We start from the raw sequence: 22,894 nt of genomic DNA on the forward strand, positions 1-22,894 counted from the left end.
ATTTTGACATTAGTTGTAAAATAAGGGAGGGGTACCCCGTAGTGCGAAACAAACAGAACGTAAGCAAAAGAGGCCCTCACAATGTGAGGGCCTCTTTTGCTTACGTTCGCCTTAATGAATCGAATGAACAAAGAAATTCATCAGAAAAAGCGCAGCGATGATATATAGAGGAATGGAAACTTCCCGCGCCTTACCTGTAGCCAATTTTAATACTGGATACAGAATAAAGCCGATGGCGATTCCGTCTGCGATACTGTACGTAAACGGAATCATCGCAATGATGAAAATGGCGGGAAACGCCTCTGTCAGATCACGAAGATCCATATGTCGTATATTTTGAATCATCAATCCGCCGATGATGATGAGAATCGGGGCGATGGCATGATCAGGAATCCACTTTAAATACGGAATGAACAGCACAGATCCCAAAAATAATACGCCCGTAGTCAAGCTTGTCAATCCAGTCCTGCCGCCTGCCGTCATGGCTGCTGCACTTTCCACCGTCGAAACTGTCGGACTCGTTCCGAAAAACCCTGAGGTGAATGCGGAAAAAGCATTAGCTTGAAAGGCTTTAGAATATTTATGGGGTTGATCGATCATATCCGTATGACCATGAACGAGACCGATGTTTTCAAATACCAGCACCATCGTGACAGAAAAAACCGCAATCCAAAACGGGATTTCCATAATGGCACTAAATGATATTTGACCGAATACCTGACTGTATTCACTCAGATGGAATGAGCTTGACTGAATGGAAGGCTCAATCCCGAAGATGAATCCCAGCAGTGTACCGAATGCGATACTCCATAAAAATTGACCTTTAACATTGCGAATGAAAAGAAAAATCGTCACCAGGAACGTCAGCACCGTGGCCAACACCTTTAGCTCCCCAAAATCACCGATCATGATGATGGCACTGTCACCTCTTTGAATGAGGCCGCCTTTTTCAAGACCGATAAACATTAAAAACATCCCTAACCCTACAGTAATGGCTTCTTTCAATGTTTTTGGGATGGCTTCCGATAATACTTTGGAAATCTTTGTAAATGCAATGATCATAAAGAGTATTCCTGAAATCACTATGACAGCTAATGCTTCCTGCCACGAAAGGCCTGACGACTTCACCAGGGTGAATGTAAACATAGCATTAATTCCCATGCCTGGAACCAGAAGGATCGGCGCATTTGCCCAAAAGGCCATCACCAAACACCCAACGAAGGAAGCAAGTATCGTTGCCATGACTGCCCCTTCAAATGGAATTCCAGCTTCAGAAAGAATTAAAGCATTTACAGCGATGATGTAGACAATCGTAAAGTAACCGATCGCACCTGCCATCATCTCCTGTTTCATCGTGGTACCGTGATCCTTTAACTGAAAAATACCTCCACGTGCTTTCATATAATCTTCCTATAAAACTGCCCTCTCCCTACCCGCTCGTCCCTTCATAAAGGGGAGCCACAAAATACTATTCTAGCAAAAGGTCTGACGTTTGCCAATATGTATTTTGGTGGGGGGTTGTCCCCTCAAAAAAAACAAGTCTCCAGTGCAGGAGACTCGTCAAATTCTTATTTATCTATTTCACGGATCAAATTGGCCATTTCGATGGCTGAAACCGCCGCTTCCCATCCTTTGTTCCCGGCTTTTGTGCCGGCTCTTTCGATTGCCTGTTCGATTGTATCAGTCGTCAAGACCCCGAAAATGACGGGCACGTCTTCCTGAAGGCTAAGATTGGCCACTCCTTTCGCAACCTCTCCGCTTACGTATTCAAAATGAGCGGTTGCTCCACGGATGACTGTTCCCAAAGTTACAACGGCATCATATTTACCCGAACGCGCGAGTTTTTTTGCGATCATGGGAATTTCAAATGCTCCCGGGACCCAAGTGACGGAGACATTCCCTTCTTCAACACCGTGTCGCTTCAAGGCATCTTCCGCTCCGCCAAGCAGCTTGGATGTGATGAATTCATTAAAACGTGAGACGACGATGGCCACTCTTAATCCTGATCCTACTAAATTTCCTTCATAAATGGTTTTCATTGGAATTTCCTCCTAAAATTTAAGTAAATGTCCTAGCTTAGTGTGCTTTGTTTTTAAATACTTTTCATTTTCAAATTTCGCAGGCATTTGGATCGGCACCCGATCAGCGATTTCTAAACCGTATCCATTGATCCCGGCGATCTTTCGCGGATTATTGGTCAATAGACGCATCTTGGTTATACCTAAATCTCTTAGAATCTGCGCTCCGATTCCATATTCCCTTAAATCGTCACCAAAGCCCAGTTTTTGATTGGCTTCCACAGTGTCATAGCCTTCTTCTTGAAGCTTATAAGCCTTCAGTTTGTTTATTAATCCGATCCCTCGACCCTCTTGCCTCATATAAAGCAGGACACCTTTTCCTTCTTCTTCAATCTGTGTAAGGGCTGTAGCGAGCTGAGGACCACAATCACATCGATTGGAACCGAAAACATCCCCTGTCAGGCATTCGGAGTGTACACGTACGAGTACATCCTCACCCTCTGACCATTCTCCTTTTACAAGGGCGATATGCTCTTTCCCCGTAAGGTCTTCTGTGTACGCAACCGCTTTGAAGTTTCCAAATTCGGTTGGAAGTTCAATTTCTACTTCCCTGGTCACAAGCTTTTCCTTTTTGCGTCTGTATCTGATCAGGTCCTCAATGGAGATGATCTTAAGATCCCACCTATCAGCCAATTTCATCAATTCAGGTACCCTTGCCATCGTGCCGTCTTCATTCATGATTTCACAGATGACGCCGGACGGTTGTGCACCTGCCAGAACAGCGAGATCGATGGCTGCCTCTGTATGCCCTGCCCGCTTTAGAACCCCGCCATTTTTGGCGACAAGGGGAAATACATGTCCGGGACGTTTAAAGTCCTCCGGAATTGAATTCTTGTTCAATAATTCCTGTATAGTGGCCGATCTTTCAAATGCACTTATCCCCGTCGTTGCGGATTTATGATCAACTGATATGGTAAAGGCCGTGCCATGGGGGTCTGTATTCGACATAGTCATCGGCGTAAGCTTCAATTTGGTTGCTATTTCCTCCGTAATAGGGGCACAAATTAAGCCTCTCCCTTCTTTAGCCATAAAATTAATGACTTCAGGAGTCGCTTTATCCGCCAGGGCAATAAAATCTCCCTCATTTTCACGATTTTCGTCATCCACCACGATGACGACTTTGCCTGCCTGTAAATCTTCCAGAGCTTCTTCGATCTTATTAAACATGGGGCAACCCCTCCTCTTAGTCAGCGAACCCGTTTTGAGATAAAAAATCATAGCTGATGCTGCTTGAAGTACTCTCAGACTGTTCCTTTGCTTCATAGAAACGATGAAAATATTTCGCCATTACATCACATTCAATATTGACAAGGTCCCCTACTTTCTTTCCACCAAGGACCGTGTCCCCTCTCGTTTGAGGGATGAGGGAAATCGTAATGGTATTATTTTTGACACCAAACACCGTAAGGGAAGTGCCGTCAATTGCGACCGAGCCCTTCATGATAAACAAATGGCCCTGATGTTCCGGGATGGTGATGTCCATATACCATGCATTTTCCACTTTCTCCACTCTAACGATGGTACCCACCCCGTCTACATGGCCGTTGACAAAATGACCGCCGAAGCGTCCGTTTGCCGCCATGGCTCTTTCCAGGTTCACTTCCGAACCTCGGGTAAGGGTCCGTAAGGTGGTCCCTTCAAAGGTCTCAGGCATGACATCAACCTGAAACCTGCTGGAGCTGAATGAGGTGACGGTTAAACAAACCCCGTTCACACTGATGCTGTCCCCGATATGGATATCTTCGAGAATGCGGCTCGCTGCAATCGTCATTTCCATGGAAGAGGAAGACTTTTTCATCTGTTCGATCGCTCCAATTTCTTCAATGATGCCAGTAAACATCTTTCTCCCCCTTTCACAAAGATTCCCTTTTTGGCCTTGCGACAATTTTGATATCCTGTCCTACACGATCGAGGCTTGCAATCTCCATTTCCAATCCTTCTGCAATGGTTGGAAATCCTTTTCCTCCAAAACTCGTGAAGGCAGCACTTCCACCAACAAGCTTTGGAGCCATATACATGATCATTTCCTCAAAAGCCCTTTCCTCTAAGAAAGCGGAATGTATAGTAGATCCACCTTCTACATAAAGGGAAGCTATCTTACGGGAACCCAGTTCTTTAAGGACGGTTCGGATCCCAATCTTTTCATCGATTAGGGAAATGACTTCGCATCCCCGATCGATATAGGGCTTCTTCTGTTCTTCATTGACCGAACTGCCTGTAAATATGATGGTTCTACTTTCTAGATCCTCTACGACATGAGAGTGGATCGGTGTACGCAAATACGTATCTAATATAATTCGAATGGGGTTTTTTCCACCTTGGGGCAAACGGGTGGTAAGGTGTGGGTTGTCTTGAATGACCGTATTCACTCCTACTAATATCGCGTCATGCCTGTGACGATCATAGTGGACATCGGTTCTTGAGGCTTCGGATGTAATCCACTTACTGTCTCCCGAAGCTGATGCGGTTTTTCCATCTAGTGTAACCGCTGTTTTTAGCGTGACATATGGGGTACCATATTGAATGAAGTGGAAAAAATGCTTATTCAGCTCCCGGGCTTCTTCTTCAAGCTCTCCCACCACTACTTCAATGCCTGCATCCCTTAATTGTTGAATGCCACGCCCGGCCACCAAGGGATTTGGATCCCGGGTGGCGATATGAACCCTCTTTACGCCGCTTGAAATCAACATTTGAGAGCATGGAGGTGTTTTCCCATAGTGGGAACAAGGCTCGAGGGTAACGTAAATGTCGCTTCCTTTCGCTTTATCTCCTGCCATTTTAATGGCATTCACTTCTGCATGTCCTTCTCCCGATTTGAGATGAGCACCCATCCCGACAATTTCTCCATTTTTGACCACTATAGATCCTACCACCGGGTTAGGCGAGGTCTGGCCAAGGGTTGCTTCTGCCATTGAAATGGCAAGCTTCATATAATGGGTATGATCCAATGAATGTACCTCCCTTCTATCAACAATACTATTCAGAAATAAAGAAACCCCAAGTAACGTTTTACTTGGGGGAAGTTGGCATGACTAAATAAAGCATTCAATCTGATATTTCAGAAAGGGAAAATCATCCATAAACACTGGTCGGACTCCTATCCTGTGTATCACTAAATGCTGCCGTTCCTTCTCCCATCCAGACTTTCACTGTCGGCTTTGGAGTTTCACCAAATCCACCGTCTAATATGTATTAGCCGGGTCACGGACTAAGAGCAATTGCTCATCACCGCCGGTAGGGAATTTCACCCTGCCCCGAAGGAAACCTATTCGATTATCATTATTCTATCATAGTTTCATAAATTAAATCATGTAAGAAGAACTAAAATAAGATTTTTGTCCTAATTTTTAGAATACAGGGCGATGAAATCACGGGATAAAAAAATGCCTCTATATGATTAGAAGCATGTGTCTTTCATACGTGTTACATTCTTCCTTTGTTAGTGTACCCAAATGACTTGACTATGATGTGAGAAAATAATCACTGTCTACATACCAAAGAAAGATCAGAAGCCAGTCCAGATCCTCATTGTACGTTTCGTAAAATGATACATAGCTGTGGTGGGAATCGAACAGCCGTTGAACACTTTGAGGGAGATACCCTTTTTGTAAGGATAGATAATTTTTTTCTTGATAGTTCAAGATCCATCTCTTGTTTCCTTTATAGATGAGGATCGTGTCCCCACCTTCATTCTGCCATTCGATGGCGGTGGCACTTTGATATTTCAGTTGAAACATCATCCTTCTCTCAGGATGATCGATTTTTATGGTTCTGCTCCATTTCGAAAATGACAGCGGAAGTTTGTGCTTTCTGTGAAACAAATATTGTTTTGGGTTATTGATCATGGATGTACGTTGAATAAAATAGTGGGACCAACCGTTCGTTTTTAAATAATAGGAGCCTTCCTTTGTATGGACCCCTACAAGTGCATGTTCGGAGACGGGCATATTTTCATAATACAGACGGTTTGCCTTCTTAAGTTCCTTTTTCAGGCTATAGCTGAGATATAGATTTGAAAATGCCGGGATGAAGATCAGCAGGGGAAAATAATATAATTGCTGTGTCACTACAAGCATCCCTACACCAATGAGAAAATACATGACACTTCTAAAAAGCAACGTATATTGTTCATTTTTGTATATTTGATAGAGGTTCATAGAATGCTCGTCCTTTCAAGGAATCTCTATCATATGTATGTGAAAAATCCGTAAAAAGACCATTTGTCAGGAAAACAGAGGGAAATGAACAGAACACTCTTTCACAAAGGAGTGGTTCTATTCATCCCTGACGTTTTATGAGTGCACCAGCTTCCCTGATCGGTTCCAATCGACTAACTGTTTCCATTTTGATTCTGCATCATGATAGCCCTGCCAGTACAATTCGTCCAGTTTTTGAGGATTTTTTTCAATCCGGCTTACTTTGAGTGGATGCTGAGGCTGGATGATCAATACCTCTCCATTTTTTTCTTTTTCTTCTATCTCCTGAATCGTTTGATTATAGCGCATATAGCGATTCATCAGCGTTTTGTGCAACTCTGGATATTGAGGATATTTTCTTCTCACCAGGAACGAAAATCTTGAAGGCTTTTTATAATATCCCCTATTCCGGGTGAGGATGACCACATTTTTTTTGAATCCGTCCTGCTCGGCTTTTTCAATGGGAACCGGATCGCTTATGCCCCCGTCAAGGAGGTAGCGAGAAGCAAATTCAACAATCGGAGCCACAAATGGAAGAGAGCTTGATGCGCGGATGATCGTGAGAAGGTCCTCTCCATAATCCTTCCTTGAGAAATAGGCTGGCTTTCCTGTTTGACAGTCGGTTGTCCCGACTACAAATTCCGTTCGGTTGGAGTGAAAGGCTTTATAATCGAAGGGGACCAATTTATTCGGTATTTCATCAAAGACATAGTCCATTCCGAATAATTCACCCGTTTTCCAGTAGTTCCGCCATGATAAATATTTGGGATCGCGGATGAAATCCACATTCACCTTTTTATTGCGGCCGTTTTGTTTGGACAAATAAGACGCGGCATTGCATGCACCTGCCGATACGCCGATGACATAAGGGAATTCAATTCCGTTCTCTAAGAAAAATTCCAGTGCCCCCGCCGTGTATATTCCTCTCATGCCGCCACCTTCGAGGACGAGTCCGGTTTCATTTATCATCATCTTCTTGACCACCTGCCTTTTGCTGTAATAGAAATCGCTTTACTTCCAGAGGGTACAATTTTTTCCCGGCAAGTTCCTCCATCGGGATCCAGCAGGGAATATATTTCCCTCTATCCCTGGTAAAATCGTATTCTTCACCTTTTCCTGAGCCAAATAAGCCATTATATTTTCCCACAAAATAATAGGAATGTGTATCATTCTGCTTGAAGGTCAGCGCTATTTTCAGTTCCGAGACGTTGATTCCCATTTCTTCCTTCGCTTCCCGGACCGCCGTTTCCATTTCGGTTTCCCCTTCCTCCATACCTCCCCCTGGAATCACATAATATATACAGCCATTCCTTATTCTTTTTATAACCGCCAGCTTGCCATTTTCAATGAGGATGACGCCTGCACGATGGATCATCGGGTATTATCCAAAGGGATCAATTTGGCCCCGCACGTCTTCTCGTAAAATTCAATGGGACCAGCTTCTTTTAACACGGCATACAGGTATCCTCTTTCTTTCATCCTGTGTAATGCAGTGTACAGGAGCTGTTTGCCTACTCCATGAAGACGGGTGGCAGGTATGACACCCATCGGTCCGAATATCCCTTTCTTATTCATATATACGTCATACGCTGCAAATCCGACTAATTCCCCTTTCTCTTCTGCTTTCAAAATCGGGATGAAAGGAGAGGATGATTGAAAAGCACCGCTTAGTGTTTCGAACCATCTTTCACCGAATTGATGTTTCACCCAGGACAGAAAATCTTCTTTCTCGTTTGGTTGAACCATACTAATGACAACACTTTTAAGTTCTTTATTGATCCAATCATTCGTCAACAAATTAACGGTTAAATCTCTGGCCGTGGTGACGGATTGAATGATCTGTTTCTTCGGGATTTCCATCAACACTTGTTCCAACTGAGGATGTGAAGGAATATGTGAGAAAAATGCTTGTATGATATGTCCTTCATTCAGGAAAGTTTGATTGTACCGTTTCATGATATCAATCGATGAAGTCCATATTCTGTGTGCATGTAAAGATAGGGGCATGGAAAAAGGTTCGATCCAATTCTCGGAAGACGGTTCAGGATTCAGGGTTTCTATCAATCTTTCTATTTTATCTGTGTACGGTTCAAGGAGGTAATGCATTTCTTTTAGTGCGCCCTCCTTTACGAGGGAAGCACCAATGAACAGATCAATACTTTGTATGCTTCTATGATGATGTCTTTCAGCAATTCTTTCTGCTTGTTGAATCAATTTAATTACTTTATGAGTAAAATGGGGGGCTTTCATGGATCATCCTCCTTCTTCTACCACCATTCGACATTAATCTGTGAAATCCTTTTCTCATCATCCAAGAGGTCCGTCCCTCTTCAGGAAAGAGCTGACGATGTGACGTCAGCTCAGTTCTTTTTTTCTGGAGAGGGTGGGGGTGAGGATGAGGATGATCAGGCATATAGCCAGGGTCAGGAAGATTGTTCCTGAGAGATTTTCTGTCCATCGGTCCTGTAGGATCAGATCATTTACATAGCTGGTCAACTGCCCCGGCGACCATTTTAAAGTGTTTGTCATATATCCTGAGAAGAAGGTGATTAGCATGGTCGATGCGATTGTATAAAAAGCAGCCAGACCAGGCGTTTGTACGAGGCTGCTGAAGAAAATCACCAATGTCATGATAAAGGTCAGCCACATGCCGTAAACCAGGAAACCCTGTATGAATATGTGTAAGTCGATTCCATCAAATAATAGATGTATATAATACAATCCCGATAGCATTCCAAGGCTGTATGACACCCAAACCAACACGAATGCAGCCGACCATTTGGAGTAAATATACGAATTATATGGAACAGGTTTCACAAGTACCAATATTGCGTTACCGCTTTTCCTTTCCCCTGCCACCGTCCCCATGAACCCCAATACGATGACCAGGACACCCAGGGTGCTGAATTGATTCATGATGGACAGCAGTACTTCACCCGCAGAAGGGGTGGGTATGGATATGACTGTGCCGTCTGGCAAGTCCCCGACCGATTGTAATATTTCGGGCATATAATAGGCCGTTAAAGGTTCCGTCAAACCAAAAAGAATGAATATGAAGGGCATCCATATCATTTTATAATTACGGATGAGCTCGAGCATTTCTTTTCTGAATAATACCCAACCGATTTTCATTTCTTCATCACCTCCATGAAGACCTCTTCCAGGCTTTGTTCACTGCTTTCAAATTTGGTCACACCCCATCCATACTCAGTGATCAGTGAAAAAATCCTGGCTCTGTCCCGGTCCAAATCAGCCACCTCAAAGGAAAGCCGCTTCCCGTCTGACATCATATTATGAATCCACTCTTTTTCCTTTAAGATTGGAGTATATTCATGGCTATCCTCATTGAAATGCAAGGTCAACCTTAATTTATGGTGCCTTGCCTTTACTTCCTGGATCGCCCCTTGCTCAATCAGCACGCCCTCATGGAGAAATAGGACATCATCACAAATTTGTTCTGCATCATTTAAGATGTGGGTCGAGAACAGAATGGTCGTTTCCTTCTTTAACGTCTTTAATAAGTCAAGAACTTCCCTTCTGCCGAACGGATCAAGCGCTGATACCGGCTCATCAAGGATGATGAGCTTAGGCTTATGAATGAGAGCCTGAGCGATTCCAAGCCTTTGTTTCATTCCGCCAGAATACTGACCCACCTTCCGATTCTTCCCTTCTTCCAAACCGACTAAAGCAATCAGTTCTTCTGTCCGTCTCTCTGCGTCCCCCTTCTTCATTCCTGAAATTTCACCGGAGAAAATCAGGAACTCCCTTCCGGTCATCCACTCAAAAAAGGCGGGATATTGAGGCAGATACCCGATCATTTCACGGATGTCATCAGGGGAATCAGGAGTCATGATCGTCCCAGCCGTAGGTTTAATTAATCCTGCCAGCATATTTAACGTCGTCGTTTTGCCGGCACCATTCGGCCCGAGCAAAGCAGTACAAGCCCCACCTTTCAACTGAAAGGAAATATCCTTCACTGCAAGCTTTTCCTTATACCTCTTTTCTAAAGTCGATACTTCCAAGACATTCATCCATTCTGTCTCCTTCCGAAGATGAAGTAGATGACCGGTCCAATAATATTAATGAAAATGATGATTAATACCCAAAGCCATTTCGGGCCGTTTGTAGATTTTATTCGGATTACATCGATCATTGCCACCACCATAAGAATGAGCTGAATAACGATAACAGGAGCGATAAGTCCCCAATTGATTGCTTGTAACGATTGTTGTAATTCGTTCATTTTTTCTTCCTCCCTTCCCTTTTTCAACTATAAGACGGCAGAAAGAAAAAATCGTTCACTTTTTCCACGAGAATTTTTTTCGCAAGTGAAAAGCAGCAAGCCCCTTCTCATTTAATGGGCTCGCTGCTCGTTATTTCTCTTGATATAAAGTATACAGTTTATTGACTTCTGTTTTGACGGTTTCGATGAGGGAAGGCGGAGAGATCACTTCAGCCTGACTTCCAAATGTGAGGATCCAGTTTACGAGACCGGTGCTTACCCGGGCTTTGGTTGACAGAATAAAATGGTCTTCGCCGTGCCTTTGGATATTAACATTTTTTCCGAACTTATCAATCATCACATTGATCAGGTTGTTATGAAACTTAATCTTGATCCACTCTTCATCTCCGGCAAACATCTGAAAGGTTGACTGAACGTACTTGGATACATCGAAGCCTTCATATGGGTAAGTTTCTGAAAGCACTTCAACATTACGCAATCGATCGACCCGGTAATGACGTATTTCGTCCGCTTCAAAATAGTAGGCAATAAGATAATAAAAATCATTCGCCCATGCAAGAGCATACGGTCTCACCTTATATAGCCTGCCCTCATGACTGAGGTTAAACTGTTTGTTGACATCATACCGACCATATTGAAAGGTGATCACCCTCCGTTCTGCAATCGCCTCATGGATATCATGGATGGTGCGGCGAATAAAAGGGCTCTCACTTTTGATGGAGGAATCGATCTGGATTTCATTATGTAACTTCCTCCCTTGTTGATGGCTTGTCAGCTGCTTGATCTTCCCTGTCAACTGCCTCGTTTCCTTCTTCGAAATGAATTTGGCAGATACCACTGCATCGATGAGCATCCGGAGTTCGTATAACTCGAACAATCGATATTGGTGGCTGTAATATTTAGGAAGCCCATCCTTTTCCTGATTGATGGTCACATCGAACCCATGGAGGATGAGATGATCCAGATCATCCTTTAAGGAATTCTTGTTAAGTTTCAATTCCGGTCCATATGCCTGTTTAAAGCGAAGAATGATGTCATCCAGGTTCAGCTCATGATCCTCGTCCGTTTCGTCTTTTAAAATACTCATTAGCTTCAGCAGTCTTACTTTATTATCAATCCTCGTCATAGGGATGCATTCTCCTTTTTAGAGATGATAGTTTTATAAAATTATAAAGTTAATGAACGTTTTGTCAACTCTTCATTCCTCGTTCTGTGTAATAAAAAGAAAAAGAGGCTTGGACAAAAGTGTTTTAGTAAAAGAAAATCCGAACGACATTCGAAATTTTCCTTAAAAATCGAAATCGTTCGGATTTATCATTAAGCTGTGTACGTATATATTGTTGATTTTGGGTTGAATTGATGTAGTAAGTAGTGGTTGATTTCCGCTACAGGTGCTCGCTTTCCGCGGGGCTGGCGGTGAGCCTCCTCGGGCTTTTGCCCTGCGGGGTCTCACCTGTCCAGCGTTTCCCGCAGGAGTCGAGCACCTTCCGCTCCAATCAACTTTCCAAGTATAAGTGTTTTTCTATTACTATCTAGTGTCCAACATTACATAGATGAACTCTTACTCTATTAGATTCAGTGACAGAATCCTGTTAATAATACAAATATTCATTCTTACATATTGTGAATGACCCATTCTAAGACACACCACTGATGATCAATCAATGGGAAACAATATTCTGAATATGGATAACTACCTTGGTGAAAACGCGACTTTTATTATTATTGCTAAGTCGTATTCAGTGGATATAGCAGGATCTAGCTATTGATTGGAGTGCAAGACGAAGACTCCTACGGGAAAAGCGGAATAGGTAAGACCCCGCAGGAGCGACAGCGACGAGGAGGCTTGCCTTCCGCCCGAGGAAAGCGAAGTCTGGCACGGAAATCAATAGCGGCGTAACAAGTAATCCTTACTACTTTTTTGACTGATCGTCTTTAATGGAAATGGATTTACATATTTCCCAGCCTCTTTCTTTGTTTATTTCAATAATCGAAAGACAGTAGGGATTTTGTAATAGTCACCTTCATATGCCTTTACCGCACCCAGGATGGTGAAGATCAGGGCCATCAGCCCTACGATGGGAGCTAGCACAAACCCGATTAATACCACCATGAGAATGCTGCTTACAAATCCGTAAACGGCATACGAAATGAGAAAGTTCAAGTATTCTTTCCCATGAAAGTCCACGAACTCCGATTCGTCCTTTTTAATGAGCCAAATGATCAGTGGACCGATGAATACGGTAAAAAAGCTTGATATATAGATAAGAGCTGCCATCATTCTTTCATCTTTTGCCGGCATGTCAATTCCTCCTTGTCTAAACCCTGTTAGAAAGACACGTTAATTGTATCCCCCTCTATATTTACGTCCTTTCATTCATAAAGTTTCACCTATTTTTGAAGATTTTCTTTATGTGGTCTTTTTTTGTTTCTTCATGACAACTCTCATGAAATGTGACGAATCGGAATATACGTTTAGAAGAGGAGTTTGTCCTTAGAGTATTTGAAGAAAGGCAGTGGTGAATATGAACAAAATCGAGGCCTTTATCCTCGGCGTTATACAAGGGTTAACAGAGTTTCTTCCCATCTCAAGCACCGGGCATCTTTATCTCGGGAGACTTGCTTTCGGACTCGAAGAAGCCGGGCTTTTCCTGGATACGATGCTTCATATCGGTACTTTGATTGCCGTCTTTGTCGTTTATCAGAAGGAACTTTTATACATGCTGAGGCACCCTTTCAGTAAATTATCCTGGATTCTCATCATCGGGACCATCCCTGCAGTGATTATAGGATTTATGTTCGAAGACTATTTTGACGCCATATCAAAGACAGGGGCTACCATCGGTTGGGAGTTTCTTGTGACAGGGTGCATTATGTATGTCGCTGACGGGGTGAAGAACGGATACAAGAAGCTGGATGATCTTTCGTATACAGATGCTTTGGTGATTGGCAGCTTCCAAGCGGCAGCCATATTCCCCGCCCTTTCAAGGTCCGGTTTAACGATAGCAGCAGGATTATTCAGGAAATTGGACAGAGAGACTGCAGCCTATTTCTCCTTTCTCCTTTCTACCCCTGCCATTCTGGGAGGTATCGTGTTACAGGGTAAAGAAATGATCGGGGGCGCCCCTGAAGCGATTCCCTTCGCAAGTTTAGCCATTGGAACAGTCAGTGCTGCAGTATTCGGCTATTTCGCCATTATGACCATGGTGAATTTCTTAAAAAAGCACTCTCTGAAAATATTCTCCTATTACGTTTGGGCTTTAGGACTCTTGATTCTCATTCTTCAATACTCAGGATTCATGTAGGAGGAAAAATATGAACCATGAATGGATTTTACACATCCTTACATTCTTAACCGATTTGGGATATGCGGGAATCTCTCTCGCACTTATGATAGAATTCATCCCCAGCGAGCTTGTCCTGAGCTATGCAGGCTTCATGGTAACCGCCGGCAAACTCACGTTTATCGGGGCCTTCATCAGCGGGGTCGTCGGTGGGACCGTGGCTCAGTTATTTCTTTATTGGCTGGGGTACTATGGAGGCAGACCGTTTTTTGAAAAATACGGAAAATATCTGTTTATTCATTCAAAGCATATTCTTGCTGCAGAGAAGTGGTTTGAGCAGCACGGGACGATCGTCATTTTCACGGCACGTTTCATACCGATCGTCCGGCATGCCATCAGTATACCCGCCGGAATAAGCCGCATGCCCTTCTCTACATTCACTTTGTACACTTTTGCAGCCATGCTGCCCTGGACTTTGTTGTTCATGATTATCGGGATGGAGCTCGGTACACACTGGGAGCATATTGAAGTCATCGGGACGCGCTATATTAAACCCCTCAGTTTAATAGCTGTCATTTCAACCCTTATTTATCTAATTTATTCATATAGAAGAAATAAAAGGATGGATTAACTTCTTTTTTTACGCAAAATTGTTTAAAATAATAAGGAAACAAGCCTCATGAAAGGAAAAACGATGAATCCCATACTTTTAAGAAACGTAACCATTTATCCCATAACATCCAAGCCTATTCATAATGGAGCTTTACTCATAAAAGACGGAAAAATCAAACAAATATTCCCCCATGACGTGGAGGGATTCCACCACGCTTCCGTGTACGATTGTCAGGGGAAATTCCTTTTTCCCGGATTCATTGATTGCCACACTCATCTGGGACTCTATGATGAAGGTACAGGCTGGGCGGGTAACGACGCCAATGAAACGATCGAACCGATGACCCCTCATATCAGGGCCTTCGACGGGGTATACCCATTGGACCCTGGCTTTAAAGACGCCCTTACATACGGCGTCACCACCGTGAATGTCATGCCCGGAAGCGCGAATGTGATCGGAGGTACCACAGCGGTAATCAAAACACATGGTTCTAACATCAGATCCATGCTAATCAAAGAAACCTCCGGATTGAAGATCGCTTTAGGGGAAAATCCGAAACGAATCCATAGCAATGGAAACAATGATTCCATTACAAGGATGGGGATCATGGGGATGCTCAGGGAAGCCTTTTTCTCTGCTAAATATTGTGACCAGCCAGAGGAACTGAGAGTCGCTCCTCTCGTTTCCGCTTTAAAGCGGGAAATTCCTGTTCGGATCCACGCTCACCGGGCAGATGATATTTTATCCGCAGTGCGTTTCGCTGAAGAATTCAGCCTTGACCTCCGGATAGAACATTGCACGGAGGGCCACCTCATATCGGATGAGCTGAAAGGAAAAAACTTAAAGGTTTCTGTCGGTCCGACGTTCACAAGACGCTCGAAGGTAGAGCTTAAAAACAAGAGCTGGATCACCTATCAGAAATTGACGGAAGCAGGTGTCGAAGTGTCGGTTACGACCGATCACCCTTACACACCCATCCAGTATCTGAACATGTGTGCGGCGATTGCCGTGCGTGAAGGATTGGAGGAACAGAAGGCATTGGAAGGAATCACCATCGCTCCTGCCAGAAACCTTGGTGTATCTGACCGGGTCGGCAGTATTGAAGTAAATAAAGATGCCGATCTGGTCCTGTGGAGCCACCACCCATTTCACTTTATGGCAAAGCCTATGTTGACTTTCGTCAACGGGGAAATCGCTTATCAAAACGTGTAGAAATTTGTTAAAAATTTTCTTCAAAAATCAGCATTTTACCTATTTCCTTTTTAAGATATTTCGTATATGATACAGATGGATAATTTATTTCCGATTACAAAGCGATCTATTCATATATTTTAGCGACTGTAATGAAGGGAAGGCAAAAGGTGCGCCACCAGTTTCTTGACTGGTCTTAGTGGGTTCGATTCCCACCCCGAAATTTTTTAGTTACCATTTAAAAATTTCGAGGGTGGGATTGTACGCGAGTAGACTGCCCTCAAGGAGGGTCTACTATGATCAAGAAACGTGATTTACATGAGTGTCATGAACTTTATGACCTGATGGTGCACCCGGATGTCTTCCCTTTTGTGCGTCAAAAGGCGTATTCCTATGAGGAGCTTCTTTTCCTGACAAAACAAACTATTGAAGCAGAAGAGCGGGGAGAACTTATTTCCCGCACGATTTTGGACGAGTGGGGCAACCCTATCGGAACGATTAATTTATTCGATATCCAGGAAAATGCAGGATTCCTTGGTACATGGCTCGGGAAGCCGTTTCATGGCAAAGGGTATAACCAGCCGGCGAAGGATGCATTCTTTTCCGAGTTATTTTTTGAGCTGGGAATGGAAACCATCTTTATGAGAATCAGAAAGGTGAATACCCGTTCACAAAAGGCCGCAGAAAAGCTTCCTTATGTCGTAAAGGCAAATGAATCAAGGAAATCTCTCTATGACCAATTAAATGCTCAGGATGATGTGTATGATCTGTATGAGATCCCTAAAGATTTGTACACCCTCTATTTATATCAGCTTCAGCAGTCGCCTGAAGAAGAGCAGGCGCTCGAAGCTTAAAAACAGAAAAAGGTTATCATAAAGGTATTTACCCTTTGTGATAACCTTTTTGTTAGGTCGGATTAAAAAGAGGCATGGATCATAAAGAATACGGTAAAGGTGATGGCAAGTTTTAAATGCCATGCTCGGTCCTTCCTTTTGAAGCGCTTAAAACCCATGCTTATAAGGAAGAAGAGCGCGATACTCGAAAGGATCCCCGTAATATTGGTAAAGTCCCAATCGAAATCTCTGATGATGGCCAGAATTCCGTGTAACACCACACCTGCCGATGCCAATAGTGCTAAGGGAACGTGCCATTTCCTCAACAGCTTTCCTACAAACTGGACAAGGCGTTTTATTTCTACACCCTTCCACTTTACCCCTTTCAAGCCTTTCCATTTCATTAACAGGAATACCGGAAAGATACTGAGGACGACAAAGTAAATAATTCTTGCTGCGGACCCGAATTGTTTGAGAAATTCCTTATATGATTCCTCATTCATTCCCATAAGGATTTCCCTGTAGACAGAAATGAGGAGGATTCCTGCAGCCGTTAAACAAATGCTTAATGCCAAATAAAAAATGACATTTTTTCGTTCCTTAGGATTCGGGATGAATTTCGATAAAAATGATGGATGGCTGATTTTTGATTTGGATTCCATTTACGTTCTCCTATTATCATTAAGAATTATACGATTACTATAACCCTCAAACATGAAAATTAAATGAAAATCTCATGAATATTTGCTTTTGATTAAGCGAGTGGTGGTTGATTGCCGCTCCTCCTGGGCTCTGTCACCTTTCAAAAATTGAATATGTACTAAAAAAAGCCGACAGTATGGATGCCTGATCTTACTCTTTAGGATCAGCACCAAAACAGTCAGCCCCTATTTTTTATTTCTGTTTAGCTATTTTTTCGAAGTACAGGTTTCTTACCACGAATGTTTTATAGTTCTCCAATTTTCTTTTTTCTAATGGGTGATGATTGATTCCCATCTTTTTAAGCTCTTGAAGGTACCATCCTTTTGAATATTGATACGCCATTCCACTTCTCCCCTTCAACCATTTGTATACTATATGCTTAAGGGGGAGTACAATGACTCTTTATCTGGACATAGAGGAAAGCACCTCATACATATCCTGGATGGTGTAGGCTTTTTCACCTTTTTCCATATTACGGATCATTGTGTCGCGATTTGACTTAAGCTCATTAACACGGTCCAAGAAGCTCTTTTCGTCCAGTTCTTCTTCTTCCAGCTTTATCGCATAACCGTGTTTCACGAAACTGTTGGCATTGAGGATTTGATCCCCACGGCTCGCTTCCCTGGAGAGGGGGATCAATAACATCGGTTTCTTTAATGCCAGGAATTCAAAGATTGAATTTGAACCGGCACGGGAAATCACGAAATCTGTCATCGCCAGGTAATGAGGCAGTTCACCCTTGATGAATTCGTATTGACGATACCCTTTTTGTACGAGGCTTTCATCCACATTGCCTTTCCCACATATATGAATGATTTGAAAGGCAGTCAGCAGCTCCTCCAGATTCCCTCTTACCGCTTCGTTAATTTTTCTCGCTCCAAGACTTCCTCCCATGATCATCAGGACGGGTTTATCCTCATAATAACCGGTTAGTCTCTTCCCTTCACGGGCATCACCCGTGAATAATTCCTCGCGGATGATGGCTCCTGCACATAAAGATTTTTCACTCGGAAGGGATTGAACCGTTTCAGGGAAGGTGGTGAAAATTTTAGTTGCGAATGGGACGGCTAATTTATTGGCAAGTCCAGGGGTCACATCGGACTCATGGATCGCAACAGGAACTTTCGCCATCTTTGCGGCCATCACGACCGGGACGGAAACGAATCCCCCTTTGGAAAAGATGATGTCCGGCTTCGTCTTCCTGATGACGGATAATGCGTCAAACACGCCTTTCATCACTCGAAACGGATCTGAAAAGTTTTTCCAGGAAAAATATCTTCTCAGCTTGCCGCTGGAAATGCTTTTGTATGGGATATGGGGAAATTGTTCAGTGATGATTTCCTTTTCAATCCCATCTTCCGAACCTATATATGTTATGTCCCAACCTTCTTTTTCAAAGTGTGGAATCAGTGCTGTATTAACCGTGACGTGGCCCGCAGATCCTCCGCCCGTAAATAATATACGTTTCTTCATATGTATAAACTCCTAACTCATATTCTAATTTCTTTCTCTCTAACCATTATACACTTTACCAAAAATAGAAGCGGGATAGAACTACGAAAATTTGACAAAAAGAAAAGAGACCCTTTTTGCAACGAATGAAGGGACTCTTTCACGAGAATGACAGGGATGTATGGCCCCCATCCCTTTTTATAATATAATTGGCTACATTTCTTCCACTTATCGTCACCATCGGGGATCCGCCTCCGGGATGTGTCGTTCCACCCGTGTAGAAAAGGTGATGGATATCCTTGCTGACATTGGAAGGACGAAGAAATGCTTCGGTCATACGGTGAGAGGCCAGGCCGTAAAGAGATCCTTTATAGGCAGAGAATTTATGTTTTATGGTGTCCGGTGTGTAGATCTTCTCCACTTCCAGAGATTCCTTTATGGCCAGTCCCTTTTCTTCTAATGTATGATAAATCTTCTCTTTATACGACTGAACTTCTTCATCTGTCAATTCGATGGCCGGTGCATTGACAAGGATGAATAAATTACTTCCCTTTGTGACGCTTGGATCTGTCGCTGCCGAATGGCTGATATAGATCGTTGGATCACTCGGAAGCTTCTTTTCTGAGAATATTTCTGTGAATTCCTTATGATAATCCCCTGTGAAATAAACCTGATGATGATGAATGGATTCCTGGAAGGTTCTGAGACCCGCTAATATCACGAAAGCCGAAATCGACGGTTCATAGGAATCAAGCTTCACGTCAGGATGACTCGGTCGATCCTCCTCCTCTATCAATTCTTTCGTAGCCGTGATAAAATCCCCATTTACGATCACGTCGTCAGCAGGAAGAAATTCTCCATCTTCCGTTGTCACACCTACTGCCCTTTTCCCCTTCACCACGATCTCTTTCATTCGGACTCCGAGACGTATCCTCCCCCCGAGTTCCTGGAAGAAAGAACTAAACCCTTCCGCAATCCTTGGGTTTCCACCCTTTGTATAATACACCCCATCTTTCATCTCAAGATGACCGATCAATGAAAAGGTGGCAGGGCACTCATAAGGTGATGAGCCAATATACGTCGCATACCGATTGAACACCTTCAACACTTCTTCATCCTGAAAGAACCTTCTATGAAAATGATCCATTTTCTCAAAGGGACGGACCTTCATAAAGCTATAGGAAAGACTTGGTGACAGATAATCCCTCCAAGAACCAAATACCCGGTAAAAAAATCCTTTCTCCGCCAATGTATAAAGTTTTTCTACCTCTTTTAAATACTCTGAATATCGATTTGCCCCATAGGGATCGATGCCTTTAAGTTCGTTCATCATTTCTTCGGGGTCGGCTGATTGATAAAGGATCCTTCCATCCGGAAAAACGTTTTTCGTATGTTTTACAAGTCTTTCAAACTCAAAATAACGGGAGGAGTCCCCTCCAGCATCATTGATCACTGATTGAAAGACATGTGGCATCGTAATCGTGTTCGGACCGAAATCAAAGGAGTAGCCGTCGATTTCAACGCGCATCATTTTCCCTCCCGGGTGCTGGTTCTGATCTACGACCGTAACATGATATCCTCTACTTTGGAGGGATATCGCTGCTGACAATCCCCCTAATCCCCCGCCAATGATGATGATATTCTTCATGAATAGGTCCTTCCTTTCCACGTGTATCCCTGATTTTTCATTCCTCTCAGCATAGACGCCCACATGATGAAGATAAAGAAGACGGAAGCGAAAGGAATCAAAAGAAAATGCCACTTTGATTGATTGGAGGCGATATCGATCATGAATGTTTGCACCCATATTCCCAACAGGGGAAGAACGTACCCGAACTCACCCGACATCAACCCGTAAAGAGCTAAAGGCAGAGGAAGGATGAAGAAAATGGAATAAAACAGGGAAAGAAGAATAACTGATATTGGACTTCTTCCCGTGCCTACATAGATATTCTTCAAAAATCCTTCCCATACTTCCTTATTCGTTTCATACATATGACAGGTCACGTCAAAGCTATTATTGACAAGTGTCACCATCCACCCGTTTTCCTTTACTTTCCTTGAGAGGTGGACATCCTCCAGAAGGGACGACTTAACAGCCTCATGTCCACCGCAATCATTGTACGCTTCCCTTTTAAAAAACATAAATGCTCCATGAGCTGCCGTGAATGCACTTCTGGTCGTATGATTTGCCACAGCGAGGGGAAGATGAAAATAGACGAGAAAGTGCTGAAACGGTACGAGCATTTTACTAAGGAAGGTCGGTAAGGGAAAATGGGGAAATCCCGTTACAAGCCCCGAATCATATTGTTCCATTTGGAATAGTACTTTCTCGATGATGGATGGAGAAACCCTCACATCGGCGTCCAGATAAAGATAATACAAACCTGAGGCATGCCGACTTAGCTCGTCGCAGGCATGGACCTTTCCCACCCATCCTTTTGGGAGGTGCTTTCCATCGATGATCCTAAAACGGGGATCGTCTTTCGTTAAGTGTGTCAGGAGCTCTCTTGTACGATCCGTCGACCCATCATCCAATATGATAAATTCCACGGGGGAATGGGTGATTCGTTTGATGCTTTCGATCAGCCCTTCTACATTCCTTTCCTCGTTCCTCATTGGTACCAGTACAGAAACCAAGTCATTTACAGTCAACTTACGGGATAGCTTTGGTAAAAAGAGCAGATTGATCATCGTGGCCAGTACAAATAGGAAGGTGATCAGTATATAATACATCATGTTCTTTCCACCCCTACTTTCTTCCCTTCCAAAAACTCAACCACTCACTATTAGTCGGAAATCCTTTAAGCAACAATTCAAATGAGGATATGTTTTCATGAATGATATCCTTCTTCAAGCCATCAAGCCTCGTTTCCATACCCATTCTTAAGTGCCCTGTCACCTCTTCCCGTGTTGAAAGCTGACTTGTATCCAAGTCATCCCGGCCAATCCGGATGAACAACTCGGGTCTTTGATCATGACGAAAGGTATAATAAAATGTCACCATCGTGACCATGATCTCCGCATTCCGCTCGTACAAATAACCCGGTCCACTCATAAAGGATAAGGGTCTCTTTTCAAGATGCTCTTCCTTCCCTTGAGGAAAGATCCAAACCGTTTTCTTCTCTTGTAAACACCTCTCAGCGAATTTCAAAGAAGTGACGAGGTCTTTCGGAGAATGGGGATTGACAGAGAATGCGCCGATTTTCCGAAAGAAGGGGAAATCCTCCATTCCTTTCTGACTCATCATGGCGAAGCTGTCTTCTTTTATGACATGATGATTTAAGTAAAAGACCATCAATCCATCCCACCAGCTTGAATGATTGGCAAGTACCAGATGACCTGAACCCTGTTGAAGCGAATCTCGTTGGTCTTCGATCCACACTCGATAAAAATGCTTCTTGAGCTGGTAAGTAAGATAGCCCGACAGGAGTTGTTGAAATCTCTTACTTTTTTTCGGTTCAATCATGCTACCTTCTCCAATCGTGTTCTTAGAATAAGAGATGCCGTGTAAAATGACGAAGTGACAAGAACCGCAATCCATAGCCCTTCCACCATAGCCGTCACCATAAACATCAAGATCACAAGGAGGTATAGCTTCCTCATCCGGCCGCTCCATTTGGTAGTGAATCCTTCACGCTCCATCCATACATACAGGAAGCATTGGATGAAAAATGAAACAAAAAACCATCCAAGGAAGTTTTGTGCAGGGATATCATAATATGCTCCCCCTTGATCCCATATCCAGTATTCCCTGCCTTTAAAGGCAACGGGGTCGATGATCAAATCCATTGTCACCGCTAACAGAGAGGTCACTGTACTATAGAATAACGCTCCTCTGACAGTCTTCTCCCTGTGCAAGAGGAACTCATAATGTGACATGCTGGTGAACACCACCATGACCCAGGCGAAGCCAATTGTCACTGGCACTCCGAATAATTGAAACCCAAAATCCCTTTCATAATGATAGGACCCGAATATAAGACCGTAATGGACACCTAAACTCTCGGCGATAATCGTAAGCAGCATGATGCCTAAAGAAATGATCAGTCCGGGCCGGGTCCCTAGCCTCTTCATGGCATAAAGAATGGCCAATACCCCTGCTAAATATAAAAAAATGGCATTTGCCCAATGCATGGACGGAGGCAGCAAGTCGAGAGAAACCAGGATGATCCCCACCCCATACCATATAATAAACACTATCCAAATCCAGTCCTGCCAATGTTTAGTCATTCTTTCCTCCCATAGGGTGTTTTTCCTCATTCATCATGAGTACTCGTTTGTTAAGTATATTTCACTCTC

Annotated in this window: 25 protein-coding genes and 1 riboswitch; of the genes, 4 read left to right on the plus strand and 21 right to left on the minus strand. The window is 43.4% G+C overall.

Annotated features, from left to right (window positions below):
* Positions 1-111: 111 nt before the first annotated feature.
* From P8596_RS13635 to P8596_RS13700, 14 genes are all read right to left on the minus strand, one after another.
* Positions 112-1,401 (minus strand): NCS2 family permease, encoded by a 1,290-nt coding sequence (locus P8596_RS13635; RefSeq protein WP_279724139.1) that lies wholly within the window; start codon positions 1,399-1,401, stop codon positions 112-114.
* 167 nt (positions 1,402-1,568) lie between these two features.
* Positions 1,569-2,039 carry a 6,7-dimethyl-8-ribityllumazine synthase gene (gene ribH / locus P8596_RS13640; protein WP_044336602.1) on the minus strand — a complete coding sequence of 157 codons (471 nt, stop codon included), beginning with the start codon at positions 2,037-2,039 and terminating at the stop codon, positions 1,569-1,571.
* 12 nt (positions 2,040-2,051) lie between these two features.
* Positions 2,052-3,245, minus strand: a complete 1,194-nt coding sequence (locus P8596_RS13645; RefSeq protein ID WP_279724140.1) for a bifunctional 3,4-dihydroxy-2-butanone-4-phosphate synthase/GTP cyclohydrolase II — start codon at positions 3,243-3,245, stop codon at positions 2,052-2,054.
* A gap of 16 nt (positions 3,246-3,261) precedes the next feature.
* Positions 3,262-3,918, minus strand: a complete 657-nt coding sequence (gene ribE / locus P8596_RS13650) for a riboflavin synthase (RefSeq protein WP_279724141.1) — start codon at positions 3,916-3,918, stop codon at positions 3,262-3,264.
* 13 nt (positions 3,919-3,931) lie between these two features.
* The gene (gene ribD / locus P8596_RS13655; protein WP_279724142.1) at positions 3,932-5,026 is read right to left on the minus strand and encodes a bifunctional diaminohydroxyphosphoribosylaminopyrimidine deaminase/5-amino-6-(5-phosphoribosylamino)uracil reductase RibD; all 1,095 of its coding nucleotides are present in this window, start codon (positions 5,024-5,026) and stop codon (positions 3,932-3,934) included.
* A 174-nt stretch (positions 5,027-5,200) separates the two neighbouring features.
* A riboswitch (FMN riboswitch) is annotated at positions 5,201-5,344 on the minus strand.
* A gap of 195 nt (positions 5,345-5,539) precedes the next feature.
* Complete coding sequence (locus tag P8596_RS13660) at positions 5,540-6,235, minus strand: hypothetical protein (protein WP_224519739.1); 696 nt, start codon at positions 6,233-6,235, stop codon at positions 5,540-5,542.
* Positions 6,236-6,370: 135 nt separating this feature from the next.
* Positions 6,371-7,243 (minus strand): patatin-like phospholipase family protein, encoded by an 873-nt coding sequence (locus P8596_RS13665; protein WP_279727006.1) that lies wholly within the window; start codon positions 7,241-7,243, stop codon positions 6,371-6,373.
* Positions 7,233-7,649: an NUDIX domain-containing protein gene (locus tag P8596_RS13670; protein WP_279724143.1), complete on the minus strand. Its 417-nt coding sequence runs from the start codon at positions 7,647-7,649 to the stop codon at positions 7,233-7,235. The genes P8596_RS13665 and P8596_RS13670 overlap by 11 nt, the downstream gene beginning before the upstream one ends.
* Positions 7,646-8,524 carry a GNAT family N-acetyltransferase gene (locus P8596_RS13675; RefSeq protein WP_279724144.1) on the minus strand — a complete coding sequence of 293 codons (879 nt, stop codon included), beginning with the start codon at positions 8,522-8,524 and terminating at the stop codon, positions 7,646-7,648. The genes P8596_RS13670 and P8596_RS13675 overlap by 4 nt, the downstream gene beginning before the upstream one ends.
* Positions 8,525-8,629: 105 nt before the next feature.
* Entirely contained in the window at positions 8,630-9,406 is a 777-nt protein-coding gene (locus tag P8596_RS13680; RefSeq protein WP_254651686.1) for an ABC transporter permease, read from the minus strand.
* On the minus strand, positions 9,403-10,305 hold the full coding sequence (locus tag P8596_RS13685) for an ABC transporter ATP-binding protein (protein WP_279724145.1): 903 nt from the start codon (positions 10,303-10,305) through the stop codon (positions 9,403-9,405). The genes P8596_RS13680 and P8596_RS13685 overlap by 4 nt, the downstream gene beginning before the upstream one ends.
* The gene (locus P8596_RS13690) at positions 10,302-10,517 is read right to left on the minus strand and encodes a PLD nuclease N-terminal domain-containing protein (protein ID WP_229592559.1); all 216 of its coding nucleotides are present in this window, start codon (positions 10,515-10,517) and stop codon (positions 10,302-10,304) included. The genes P8596_RS13685 and P8596_RS13690 overlap by 4 nt, the downstream gene beginning before the upstream one ends.
* 130 nt (positions 10,518-10,647) lie before the next feature.
* Positions 10,648-11,643: a helix-turn-helix transcriptional regulator gene (locus tag P8596_RS13695; protein WP_279724146.1), complete on the minus strand. Its 996-nt coding sequence runs from the start codon at positions 11,641-11,643 to the stop codon at positions 10,648-10,650.
* Between the two features lie 852 nt (positions 11,644-12,495).
* On the minus strand, positions 12,496-12,819 hold the full coding sequence (locus P8596_RS13700) for a DUF4870 domain-containing protein (RefSeq protein WP_254651689.1): 324 nt from the start codon (positions 12,817-12,819) through the stop codon (positions 12,496-12,498).
* Between the two features lie 223 nt (positions 12,820-13,042).
* Here P8596_RS13700 and P8596_RS13705 point away from each other — a divergent pair, with 223 nt between their 5' ends.
* The 4 genes from P8596_RS13705 to P8596_RS13720 all read left to right on the plus strand — a co-directional run bounded on the left by P8596_RS13705 (position 13,043) and on the right by P8596_RS13720 (position 16,459).
* The gene (locus P8596_RS13705; RefSeq protein WP_279724147.1) at positions 13,043-13,822 is read left to right on the plus strand and encodes an undecaprenyl-diphosphate phosphatase; all 780 of its coding nucleotides are present in this window, start codon (positions 13,043-13,045) and stop codon (positions 13,820-13,822) included.
* Positions 13,823-13,832: 10 nt separating this feature from the next.
* Positions 13,833-14,432 (plus strand): undecaprenyl phosphate transporter UptA, encoded by a 600-nt coding sequence (gene uptA, locus P8596_RS13710; RefSeq protein ID WP_279724148.1) that lies wholly within the window; start codon positions 13,833-13,835, stop codon positions 14,430-14,432.
* A gap of 63 nt (positions 14,433-14,495) precedes the next feature.
* Complete coding sequence (locus tag P8596_RS13715) at positions 14,496-15,626, plus strand: amidohydrolase (RefSeq protein ID WP_279727007.1); 1,131 nt, start codon at positions 14,496-14,498, stop codon at positions 15,624-15,626.
* 275 nt (positions 15,627-15,901) lie between these two features.
* On the plus strand, positions 15,902-16,459 hold the full coding sequence (locus P8596_RS13720) for a GNAT family N-acetyltransferase (RefSeq protein WP_254651691.1): 558 nt from the start codon (positions 15,902-15,904) through the stop codon (positions 16,457-16,459).
* Between the two features lie 62 nt (positions 16,460-16,521).
* Here P8596_RS13720 and P8596_RS13725 read toward each other — a convergent pair whose 3' ends face one another.
* From P8596_RS13725 to P8596_RS13755, 7 genes are all read right to left on the minus strand, one after another.
* Positions 16,522-17,100: a hypothetical protein gene (locus tag P8596_RS13725; protein WP_279724149.1), complete on the minus strand. Its 579-nt coding sequence runs from the start codon at positions 17,098-17,100 to the stop codon at positions 16,522-16,524.
* Between the two features lie 232 nt (positions 17,101-17,332).
* Entirely contained in the window at positions 17,333-17,482 is a 150-nt protein-coding gene (locus P8596_RS13730; RefSeq protein WP_079531931.1) for a YflJ family protein, read from the minus strand.
* Positions 17,483-17,542: 60 nt separating this feature from the next.
* Complete coding sequence (locus P8596_RS13735; RefSeq protein WP_224519728.1) at positions 17,543-18,613, minus strand: undecaprenyldiphospho-muramoylpentapeptide beta-N-acetylglucosaminyltransferase; 1,071 nt, start codon at positions 18,611-18,613, stop codon at positions 17,543-17,545.
* 139 nt (positions 18,614-18,752) lie between these two features.
* Positions 18,753-20,240 (minus strand): phytoene desaturase family protein, encoded by a 1,488-nt coding sequence (locus tag P8596_RS13740; protein WP_279724150.1) that lies wholly within the window; start codon positions 20,238-20,240, stop codon positions 18,753-18,755.
* On the minus strand, positions 20,237-21,331 hold the full coding sequence (locus P8596_RS13745; protein ID WP_279724151.1) for a glycosyltransferase family 2 protein: 1,095 nt from the start codon (positions 21,329-21,331) through the stop codon (positions 20,237-20,239). Before P8596_RS13745 ends, P8596_RS13740 begins: the two co-directional genes overlap by 4 nt.
* 13 nt (positions 21,332-21,344) lie before the next feature.
* Positions 21,345-22,061 carry a lysophospholipid acyltransferase family protein gene (locus tag P8596_RS13750; RefSeq protein WP_224519725.1) on the minus strand — a complete coding sequence of 239 codons (717 nt, stop codon included), beginning with the start codon at positions 22,059-22,061 and terminating at the stop codon, positions 21,345-21,347.
* Positions 22,058-22,825, minus strand: a complete 768-nt coding sequence (locus tag P8596_RS13755; protein WP_279724152.1) for a carotenoid biosynthesis protein — start codon at positions 22,823-22,825, stop codon at positions 22,058-22,060. The genes P8596_RS13750 and P8596_RS13755 overlap by 4 nt, the downstream gene beginning before the upstream one ends.
* Between the last annotated feature and the right edge of the window lie 69 nt (positions 22,826-22,894).

The sequence above is a fragment of the Rossellomorea sp. DA94 genome (genome assembly GCF_029834455.1).
Lineage (GTDB): Bacteria > Bacillota > Bacilli > Bacillales > Bacillaceae_B > Rossellomorea > Rossellomorea vietnamensis.